This window comes from Pseudoxanthobacter sp., assembly GCF_036822375.1.
Taxonomy (GTDB): Bacteria; Pseudomonadota; Alphaproteobacteria; order Rhizobiales; family Segnochrobactraceae; genus Pseudoxanthobacter.
Window position 1 is genome coordinate 1 of sequence record NZ_DAISHT010000129.1, and the last position, 9,809, is coordinate 9,809.

Annotated in this window: 2 protein-coding genes; both read right to left on the reverse strand. The window is 68.6% G+C overall.

Features of this window, described 5'->3' with window-relative positions; genetic code table 11:
• Positions 1-217: 217 nt before the first annotated feature.
• Complete coding sequence (locus V7067_RS12090) at positions 218-6,301, reverse strand: DEAD/DEAH box helicase (protein ID WP_334176157.1); 6,084 nt, start codon at positions 6,299-6,301, stop codon at positions 218-220.
• The gene (locus V7067_RS12095; protein WP_334176158.1) at positions 6,294-9,449 is read right to left on the reverse strand and encodes an STY4851/ECs_5259 family protein; all 3,156 of its coding nucleotides are present in this window, start codon (positions 9,447-9,449) and stop codon (positions 6,294-6,296) included. Before V7067_RS12095 ends, V7067_RS12090 begins: the two co-directional genes overlap by 8 nt.
• Positions 9,450-9,809: the final 360 nt, after the last annotated feature.

The following is a 9,809-nucleotide window of genomic DNA, read 5'->3' on the forward strand; positions in this document are numbered from 1 at the left end:
GCCGGACGTGTATCCGTGCGAAGAGTGCGTGTCGCCCGTTGGCGGAAGACGGTAGAGACGACGGGGTCGCGCAGCGGCAAGGCCCGGATCGCCTGCGGCCGGCCGGCTTTTCCCGCGTGCGAACAGGGCAGCCGATGCAGGCCGGCGTGCGGCGCCGTGGTTTGTCCGACCGGCCACCGACGATTGACGAGGCGGCGCGGCTGGCCGTTGCGGGCGCTCAGGGCGGGCTCAGCGTGAGGGTTGCCGGCGAGCCGTTTTCGTCGTGGAGTGTCAAAATCAGGTCGGCGGACCTGACAGAGCGGACCTGTTCCTCAACCCCTGCCTCGAAGGGGTAGCGGGCAGGGCGCAGCGTGCGCCATGCGCCCATGCCCTGATCGATGAAGATCTCCAGCCTGCGGTCATCCTTCAGTGTGATGACCAGCCGGCGGTAATGGGGCAGGTCCGTCTTTCTGCGTTCCATCTGGACACCGGCGTCGGGCAGGAGCGCCCGGAGCAGGTCGGTGCGACGGGCATCGTCGGGAAAATTATGGGATATATAGCAGGGTGGCTGGCCCGGGCGGTCCGCGGCTGCGATCTCAATGATCCGGCGGGCATTCTTGCCGCCCGGCATGGCCAGCAGCACCTCCGCCAGCAGCGCAACATGCAGCGGCGTGACGAGGTAGCGGTCGCAATAATGCACCTCCTTCACGCCGATTTCGGAAAGCGTGACGATCTTGATACCGGCCTGCCGTTGCAGCGATTGCCAGAACCGGTTGCCGAAGCCGGCAAGCGGCCCTCCGGTCTCCGTTCCGAGGCGCAGCAGATGGGCACCGCCGTGGTCCAGCCCGATGATGTCCGACGACGGATAAGCAGGCCCTGAGGCTGGCGCAGAGGCGGGGCCGATGACGACCGGCGCAGCGGAGGCCATGCCCCACGACGGCCCGATAACGGCCTCGGCATCCGAAGCGGTGGCCAGCGCCCTCATGCCGGCATCCGTTCCGGCATAGGCGACGACCTGCATTCCGTTCTGCGTCGCCGGCGGACGCGAGACCGCGATGGTCGCGAAGGCGGCCAGCCGGTGCAGCGCGAGCTTCACCGGCAACGTGAAGGCGGCATGGGTGATCGAGCCCGGCGGAAGATGCAGGCGCACGGCAAGGCCTGCTTCCTTCAGACGCGGCAGTGCGGACGCGAGCGGCCAGCCTTCCAGATCCCAGCTGTCGGGTGGCCCGATGAGGGGGACGTCGAGCGATGTCAGATGTCCCTGACGGCGCATCTGATCCAGCCAGCCGGCAATGTCGCGCCCGAGCAGCCGGGTGTCCGCTCCGAAGATCTGCAACGCCGCGGGCAGCTGAAGGCTGTCGGCAGTCATCCGGACGAGTTCCAGTCCGCCCGGCCGGTCCAGCGACTGATCCCGCCCGTTGATGTCGGGTCTCAGGATGCAGGCCGGGCAACCGGTCAGACACTGATCCGGACAATCGAGCTTCTTTTCTGCGCCCCGCAGCATGGCGGCCAGAAAGTCGCCCTCGCCGAGCCGGCTGGATAATCCGGCTCCGCCGGCCGCCCGGTCGAAGACGAAGGCGGAAGGCCTTGTCTCTCCGGACGGCCCCGCGGACGTTGCGGCCGCGATGCCGAGTTCACCGGCGTCCAGTCCCAGATGATCGGCCAGTGCCTCCCGCAGGCCCGCGGCGGCTGCCAGAACGGCGGCGGCGGGTGCGCCGGCAACGGTCTGCAACTCAAAAACGTCTGTGCGGGTGTCCTGTGCGAGGAGGATGTTCGTCTGCACCCGGTGGGCGGCGGTATATCCGCCGCGACACTTGCCGTCGCGCAGCGGCAGGCCGACCCTTATGAGCGGCTTGTGGCGTATCATCTCCGGCGGCGGCACAGCGGCCGTGCCGGGCACGGGGGGCGCCATGTCCATGGTTCTGCCGCAATCGAGGCAGACCGCATAGCCGCCGCCGAGTCTTCCCGTGGCGGTGGTGATCACCTCACCGGCCGGGTCCGCCCGGAACCGCCCGGCCCCGGTGTCGGGAAGAGCAACCCAGGCGGCCTGCCGGGCGGAAATATGCGCTGGCGGCGCTGCGACATAAGACAGGCTCTCATAGCCGGTATGGGGGCTGCGTGCGCCGCGGAAGCCGGTCGGCTTGAGCACCTTTTCCTTCTGCAGATCCTGGCTTCCGCAATCGGGACAGGCGGGCAGGTCCTGGCTTGTCAGGCCGCTGCCGTGGCAGGCCCGGCAAGTCCACAGGCCCTTCAGGTTCTCCAGACGGGACGTATCGGCATTGGCGCTCCACGCAAGGCTGATACCCTCGGAGAGATGAACGAGCCCGTCGATCACCACCTCGTTGCCGGGCGCATATTCGCGCAGCGCCACGGTCAGCGGGCGGGACGCGCCCCCCTGACGATCTCCCCAGGAGGATCGCGCGTCCCCGTCGCTGTCACGGCGCCGGCCGGAGAGATGCTCGAAGCCGACGACATCAGTGGGAAAGCCATAGGCCGGCGTGAAGCCGCGGCGGGCCAGTTCCGCCAGCATGAATTCGCCGCGGAAGCGCTTGCCGCGCAGGGTCAGTGCCGTGCGGGCCTCATGCTCCCTCATCGCCTCGCATTCGGCCATGATGGCGTCGTGCTCATTGCGCCAGTGCTGCATGAGACGTTCAAGCCGGTCTGCACTTGAGGCTGCGAGCGCCTCGGCCGGTTGCGTTTCCAGCACGGTGCCGGTGAGCAGATCCTTCAGGCGGGTGGCAATGTCGTCCCCGTTCATCCAGTCGCCGCGCAGGTCGGCGATAAAGGCATCTGCAAGCGGTGTCGCTGCGACCTCCTTGCCGGTCTCCTGATCCAGACCGAAGAAGAAGCCGATGCTGGAGCGGACACTGACACCGCGGCTCCGGGCCCGGAGCCACGTACCCAGCAGGGCGGCATTGACATGGCGGCCGACCTGCAGGGGGCTGTCGAGCACCACTTTCGGGGCAGCCGTCGGCCGGTTAAGAAAGGTCACCGGCGCACGGAACGCGAGAAGGTCAAGCGGCAGATCGCGGCAGAATGTCAGCCCGAATGCCCATCGCTCTCCGCGCCGGCCGGCGCGGCCCACACGCTGGCGATAGTTCGACACCGAGGGCGGGACGTTGGAGTTGAACACCAGCGACACCAGCGGAATGTCGATGCCCATCTCCATGGTGGTCGAACAGTTCAGCAGGTTGATTTTGCCCGCCGAAAAGTCATCCTCGTAGTGCTTGAGAACCGGCCGCTCGATCTGGGCCGAATGCTCCTGTGCGCGCAGGAACGGCGGATAGATCGCCAGACGGTCATGCAGGTTGGTCCAGAGCCCCTGCCGGCGAAGGGCCCCGACCTGAGGGTCCGTTTCCAGCCACCGGGCCGTTTCTGCCTGCTCGCCGGGGCCAAGACCGCCGGCATTGGCCTGCGGCAGCCGCGGCAGCGCAATCCGGGTCATGGGCTGTGCGATATCGTGGGGCGTCCGGCCGGCAACGGATGTGCCGAACAGGCGGCGGGTGACCGGGCAGAGGAAGGCCGTGGTGACCGGCAGTACGGCCATTCTGGCGCGGTCCAGCCGCCAGCCGCCCCGGCCCACATTCCGGGCGGCATGGCTGGTGATCAGCTGCCAGAGAGCCTCCAGCACCTCGCCGATGCGATCCTGATCCTGCCGGTCCGATGCATCGGCCTTCAGAAGACCGGCAACGAGGCCGACAAGCTGTCTTTGCTGGCCGAAGGGCACCGGGCCGGGCCATTGCCGGTCGTTGCTGTCCATGCCGGAGCGGTCGCTCCCCGCCGCAAAAACTGATCTCAGCCGTCCGCTGCGCGGGGCCACGATCGGCACCATCCATTCCGGCACATCCATGGCGAGCGGCGAGCGGAATTCGCTGTCGATCGCGGCCAGAGCAAGGCCGGTGTAGCCATCGCCATCGATGCCGGCTGCTGACAGGGCCGGCGGTATGCGGAGCGGTGCCGCGCGCTCAAGGTCCGGAAAGGCGAGCCGCAGCAGCCCCATGGTTTCCGGGTTGTTCTGCACGCGGGGCCGGCGGAGCAGTTCGCGCAACAGGAACATTTCGGCCAGATTGCGGGGATCGTCCTCGATCTCGCGGCCGCCGATCGCCCGCCCGATCCAGACGGCGCTGGCGAACCCGGTCAGGTCGCGCTGCGTGGCAAAGCCGGCCACGAGATCCGGCCAGCGGACAACGGCGTTTCCGTCGCCTGTCAGTTCGGCATGCTGCTTTTCATAATCGGCGAGAACATCCCTCAGGCTGTCGCCGGCCTTGCGAAGAGCCGCAATGCGCTGCTCCAGTTCAGCGATTGCCGCGGGATCGGCGCCGCGGGGGCGTTGCTGCACGGCATGCCAGAGAAAGGCGCGCGTGAGCGTGCGCTCTGCGTCCTGCTGCATCTTGGCCGCCAGACGCGCCACGCCCTGCCGGCTGTCGGTGAAGCTCAGCGCCCGCCGTCCGCCCATCGGCAGCCCCTGCGCCTGCGCGTGGGGTGCCAGCGCCTCTATCAGGCGCGGTGCGGCGCCGCTCATGAAGAACGGCGGTCCGAACCGCAGCGGTCTGAGCCAGGCGCGGGCGGCGGCGGCGCAGCAGGTTCGCTCTGTTCTGGCCTCGATCAGTTGCAGACGGGCGCTGCGGCGCGACGACGGCACATTGTCGAAGATGTCGCCGGAGGCGATGTCGATGTGGACGCAATGCGCCGCCGAGCCGGGCCCGAGCCAGACAGGCTGAATATCGCCTGCGATCGTCTTGTCGGCGTCGTCATCGTCGTTCGGTTCCGCGTCGACGGCAAAGTCGTCCTCCGGCGCCTGCATCAGCGGCATCAGGCGCGGCAGGGCGCCATATCGCACACCGGCGGCGAGAAAGGGGGTGCCGCATTCCGCACAGGCCAGCACCTCGAAGGCCGGTGCCGTGCAGCCGCAATGATCGCGCTGGGCCAGATGAACCGCGCCGAACGGCCAGTCTGCCCCGGCGGCCGTCAGGTCCGGCTGACGTTCCGGGCAGTCCGGGTCGATGCACGCCCAGATGCCGCCGAGCGGACGATGGAACAGATGGGTCCGCCACGGCAGCAGCCGGTCATCTCCCCTGCATGCTGTCGCACCGGCATCGAGAACGGCCTGCGCATCGGCGCGCCGCGTCCGCTCGCCGAACAGCACCGCCGATACATCACCCAGAGAAACCGCATGCTCGCCCATGCGACGGCGCAGGGACTGGATGCGCGGATGGGCGGCCATCTGCTCAAAACGCTCGCCAGATGTCAGATGCTGCCAGTGCGCCGGGTCGATTGGCCTGTCCGTCCCGGGGGCGGGCATCTCAGGATCGACTGTCTGGCCGGTAATGACGCTGACCCGGTCTTCCGGCGTGCCGGCCAGAGCGGACAGGAAGGCGCGCAGCTGCGTCACCGCCCCGCCGTCGCCGATCGTTGCGGATGTCGCCATCAGCCGGACACCGTCCGGCCGGACACCGAAAGCAGACCGTACCCGCCGCAGCAGCAGCGTCATCTCGGCGGCCTGAGCGCCGATATAGCCGTGCGCCTCGTCAAGCACGATCCAGCGCAGGGCTTCCTGCGAGACATCGAGAATGGGGGCGTCGCCGGCTCTCAGCAGCAGGTATTCGAGCATGGTCACGTTCGTGACGAGAATTTCCGGCGGATTCTCGCGGATCGACCTTCGGTCCGCGACCTCGATGCCATCGAGACCGCTGCCCGGTTCTCGCCGGACACTGCGCAGCGTTTCTGGGGTGTCGCCATTGTAGAGGGCAAAGCGAACCTTTCCGCCGAGGCCCGATGCCCAGGCGGCCAGTCGTTCGCGCTGGCTTTCGATCAGCGCGTTGAGCGGGTAGAGCAGGATGGCCCGCACACCCCGGCGGGCGGGGCTCTTCAGCGTCAGGAGATCGTTCAGGATCGGAATCAGGAAGCATTCCGTCTTGCCGGACCCCGTGCCCGATGTGACCAGAACGGAGCGCTGCTCCTGCAGGCTTTCCCGCCATGCCGCGAGCTGATGCGCGTAAGGCCGCAGGTCACGGCGCATCGCGTAAGTGGTCGCGCGCTCCAGCGCGGCAACGAGATCCGGTGACAGCAGGCTGCCCGAGAGGTCCGACAAGGTCTGGTCGGCTGCGCGCCAGCGCCGCGCGATCTCAAACACCGGATCGGCCAGAAAGGAATCCCGCTCACCGGGCGCCGCCGAAAGCCGGTCGAGCAGCAGAGTATTCAGTCCCGCGGAGCGGATGCGGGCCCAGGACGTAACAGCCGATGCCGCACTGCGACCGACGGCGCTCAGGGCGGCTGACAGGCCGGACGACGGTGGCTGCTGCTCGAAAACGGGGTCAGACACAGGCGGGGAACCTTCCGGCGAGCCTTATGGCTATGGGCAGGGCGGTATCGAACCACCCCGGCAGGGCGAGGCGCAGAGACAGCAGGCGCAGGCGGTCGGCGGCGCCGGGCGGCAGCCGCCGCCCGGTGGCGATCTCGGCCGCCACGAGCGGCGCCTCGATGACCGGCATCCAGACCGGGTCGAACGGCTGACCCTGCAGATGAAGGTGTTGCGCGGCGATGCCGGAAACGCCGTCCGGCAGCGGATCGGAGCCGCTGCCGGCCACGGCCTTGCTGGCCGCGGCACGGAAATCCCGCCAGCGCCAGTCCGCTATCAGGGGCACCAGGCGGCCGCCTTCGCCCGCCAGCGGCCTCAGACCACAGGCAAGAAAGGCGCTCGCGAGATGGCCGGCGAGTTCGGGGCGGGCGGCTTTGAGAAGGCCGGCGCGGCGTTGCAGGGCCGCCTCAAGAATGCCGGTTGCTGTTTCTTCGGGAAACACGGCCATCAGGCTGCGCGTCCGGCCTGTCATCGCGGCCCGCAGACCGGCGGTCCAGTCGTCGATGCGGACAAGTGCGAGCCATGCGGGGGCGATCTGGTCGAGTGCCAGCGCTGCGGGCAGCGCGGGATCCTCCACCAGCATCAGCATCGCGACCAGAGCGGCCGGAACGTCGCCGAGCGCCTGTACCTGATCGAGGCCGCCTGCGTCGCCGGCTGCCATGACGGCCTCGATCCGGCTCCAGATCATCAGCAGGCCCTCTTTGTCTGCCGCATCGAGCAACTGGCGGAACAGAATGGCGTAGTCGCTGATCCGTTGGTCTCGCGTCGAGGCCGGGCGTGCTGATCGCGTCCATGTGACCGGCCTCATGATGCCGTGTTCCGCTGAGCGTCCCTGAACGAACCAGAGCCCTTCCTCGCCCGGCCACTGACTGAGGTCGACCGGTCCGTCGAAGGCAGCGGCCATCGTTGCCGGCGGGCCATCGAGACGGACGGCCTTCAGGTCCCAGCGGCCGCTGAGCGGAAGAACCGGGCCGTCGATTCCGGGTGCCGCCCGGTCATAGCGGCCCACCTGCACGCGCCCGCCAACGGCATCCGTGCTGATGCTGACAGTGATCCGCTCATCCGGCCCTGTCATGGCGAGCAGCGCGCGCAGCAGCGGTTCATAGGCGGCAAGACGAATATCGCCGTCGGCCTGCATGGCCACGCTGGCGCCTGAATAAGGCAGTCGGAATTCCAGCTTGCCGCCGCTCGGCGGCAACTGCCCGCGCCAGCCGCCGAGGCTGCCGAGGGCGACGGGCGTATCGCGCTTCTGCAGCCGGTGCCCGTCCGGGTCGACGAACATGCCATGACGCGCCGGCCAGAAGGCCTCCAGATCGAGCTGTTCGCCGCTGACAGGATCGAAGAGATGCAGGGCGACCTTCGCCGGCGCGGCGCCGTCAACGGCGAGGTCAGCAATCGCGGTGCCGTCCGGCGCCGCGTGTGTGAGACAGGGCGAGGGGCCGCCCGCGGCTGAGAGGGAAAGGCACCATTCCGGCGCCAGACCTTTGCCTTCGAAGGTCAGCCGGCCCGGTCCGGTCTCCCGGAGCCGGGCGCGAAAGTCCGCTGGCAATACGGCCAGTCGGGTCCGGGCGAGGATTTCGCCGTTCTTCCGGTGCCACTCTGCAACGCGCCCGCCGAGGACGCCCGGCAACGGGCGTTCCCGGACGGCGATACGCAGAAAACTCTGTCTCTGGCCGCCCCAGTAGCAAGGCTCGCCAAGCATGACCGGAATGGGGCCGGTTGCACGCCAGCCTGCCGGCTCCGGCCCCGTCGCCACCAGCCGGGCCGGTTCGTCTTCACTGGCCGCCCCCGTCTGCACGGCGATGCGGTGTTCGCCGACGATGGCGGTACCCGTGCCTGATACGGCATGGAGCGTGCTGCCCGCGACGGGGCCGGGCTCTGCTGCCAGCAGCGTGAGGCCTTGCCCCGTCCCGACCGCTGCGCCGGCGGGGGCGAGCAGCCAGAGCTGCGGTGCCCGCGTGCGGCCGCTGGCGAGCGGCGCCAGAACGGAGCCGTCCTGCTCTTCCGGCCGCCACAGACTGACCGCTTCGGCCGGTGCCGGCAAACCGGGGTCGAGCACGACGTCACACAGGTGTCTGCCGTCGGCATGGACCGACATCGTAACGGCGACATCCGGCGGCAGGGGCACCTTCAGCACGTCGCAAGCGCCGGGGCGGGACAGGCGCCACCCGTCGCCATCCGGCACCGCAAGGCAGGCGAGACCGGCCGGCAGAGCGGTGCCGAGCGGCAGCAATCGCAGGCGCAGGGTCCGGTCGATCGTCGCCGGCAGCAGCGCTGCAGGCAGAAAGCCGCTGGCTTCGAAGACCACGATGCCGATGCGGCCGGCCCCGTCGGCCGCCCGCATCAGGCGCCGGTGCACGATCATCCGGCCGTCGGAGCCGGTCTGCCGCTCTGCCCGAAGCGCCGGCCGGATCAGGTTGGCGAGTGCCGCCTCCGAAAGCCGCAGCGGCAGGCGGAGCCGCCAGTCCGGAACCGTCCCGTTCAGATAGCGCTCCGCCGTCTGCATCGGGATATGGTCGGGAATCCGAGCACGCAATTTCGCCAGAGCGATTGCCAGATCGGCAAAGAGACGCGCGCTGTCGTCCGACTGAAAGACCTGCGGCAGCGCGTACGTGCGGCGTTTGGCGATCTGGAACGCGAATTCGGCTCCGAGCGCGCCGACCTTTTCGACCTCGTGCAGAATGGCGAGGAACACAGCGCAATGGTGCCCGATCTCCGCCAGCAGGGCGTCCGGCATGCCGCCTTCCGCCATCAGCGAATACAGGAACTGATGGGTGCCGCCGGTCGTCGTGCCGACACGGCGCTTCCAGCGCGCAAGGCCACACTCGACGAGAAGCTCCCTGTCGATAGCGTTGCGCTGCAGACCGAGCGGCGCCAGCAGGAAATTCCATTTCAGAGCGCCGCCCGGATGACGGGTGCGGATGCGCTCAGAAGCCCACAGCACAAAGGCCATGGCGGCATCCGGCGATATCCGGCCCCTGCTGAGGCTCTGGCGAAGATCGGCTTCAACGGCGGCGGACGCCTCTCCGTCGCATCCGTAAGCAAAAAGGGGGCGCCCGTCAGGCGATTTCAGCCCCTGAGACATCAGAACACATTGTACGGATGGCAACATCTGGCAGCGACCCCGTCTGCCGGCATCGGGCTGCCCCTTGTCACGGGAACCTCGCGAGCCGGACCACCGAAGCCTGCCTGAGAGTCTTTAAGTGCGCAATCTGTGATAGATAAGACGAACCGCCGCATCCCGCCGGGGCGATCCGGCGGCGGGGACGGGAAAACACACCCGGCGGCGCCGCTGCCGGAGGGCATGGAGACATCGCGATTCCGCCCCGGACGAACATCGGATTGCGATGCCGCGAAGTCGCCGGGCGCAGAACAGGGGGAGGGTCGTTTGAGGCGGTTCGCCTGAGAGCGGCCGGAAGATGGTGGGCGGTGAGGGGTTCGAACCCCCGACCCTCTGGGTGTAAACCAGATG

Bases quoted from the DNA above. Each gene is read 5' to 3' on its own strand.
- V7067_RS12095 (WP_334176158.1), bottom strand. From the start codon at position 9,449: ATGTTGCCATCCGTACAATGTGTTCTGATGTCTCAGGGGCTGAAATCG.